Below are 779 nucleotides of genomic sequence, written 5' to 3'. Positions count from 1 at the left end.
AAAATGTTCGATCCGCTTTGATAATAAATCGTCTTCTGTCCGCACCATCAGGATCAGCAGGTTGTCCCACTGCGACCGGTGCGTATAGTACAAAGCTTTGTCATAATCAGCGTAATTCAATTTCGCCACTCTCCCTTCTTTCTGAGGAGTCATGCTTATTTTATGTGGCGGGGTGTTTTTTTCTCCGGGCAAAACTTGGTCTCCCTTGTTTGGCGGCCTAGAAATATGAGGATGGTATATGCAGACCGCGAAAAATGTCTGCATGACATTCGCCGTTTACGGTCAAGCTAACGTATGTACAATACATGCGGAGCGAATAGAAATGAAAAAACGATATTGCACGTACTTTTTTTGCATATTAACACTTTTATCATTCCCGGCGAAAGGCCACTTTCAAACAGATGTTTTCGATGCACCTGAACGGTGGGAAAGAATCGCCTGGAGCGCGCTTGAAGAAAAATACAAAGGCGCAAAGCTCGAGGATTATGAATATTTAGGGCGCACACAAGTAAATGATGAAGAGACAAAGGATGTCTTCAGGGTAACCGTCAATCAAGAAGGCAAATCATTTTCGGCGCACGCCGAGGTGTATTTTCATCCGGTGACCAATGCGATCATCAATGTCAATATTTTTCCCTTATAGCAAAAAAAACGAAGGAAACCGTTTCCTTCGTCAACTCAATAATTTACGTATATGGTCCTGATTCATGATAATATCTTGCAGAGTGTATTGGTCCAATACGTCCAAATAGGCGGAAAGGGCTTTGTTTAAAACATGC

2 protein-coding genes and 1 pseudogene are annotated in these 779 nt (G+C 42.6%); 1 reads left to right on the top strand and 2 read right to left on the bottom strand.

Features of this window, described 5'->3' with window-relative positions; all coding sequences use genetic code 11:
* Positions 1-153, bottom strand: a 153-nt coding sequence (locus ACWHAR_RS26045; RefSeq protein ID WP_452088296.1) for a YhdB family protein, incomplete at its 3' end; no start/stop codon positions are given.
* 169 nt (positions 154-322) lie between these two features.
* Here ACWHAR_RS26045 and ACWHAR_RS26040 point away from each other — a divergent pair.
* Positions 323-643 carry a YqzG/YhdC family protein gene (locus tag ACWHAR_RS26040; RefSeq protein ID WP_011197686.1) on the top strand — a complete coding sequence of 107 codons (321 nt, stop codon included), beginning with the start codon at positions 323-325 and terminating at the stop codon, positions 641-643.
* A 30-nt stretch (positions 644-673) separates the two neighbouring features.
* Here ACWHAR_RS26040 and ACWHAR_RS26035 read toward each other — a convergent pair.
* A pseudogene (locus ACWHAR_RS26035) lies at positions 674-779 on the bottom strand (Rrf2 family transcriptional regulator); the annotation flags it as partial.

Source organism: Bacillus sp. LR--39 (genome assembly GCF_053613335.1).
The sequence above is the reverse complement of the archived record's forward strand: the minus strand, read 5'-3'. Positions and strand labels throughout refer to the sequence as shown.

What these genes read in the sequence shown, in the direction of transcription:
- ACWHAR_RS26040 (WP_011197686.1), top strand. Translation starts at nt 323, where the DNA reads ATGAAAAAACGATATTGCACGTACTTTTTTTGCATATTAACACTTTTA.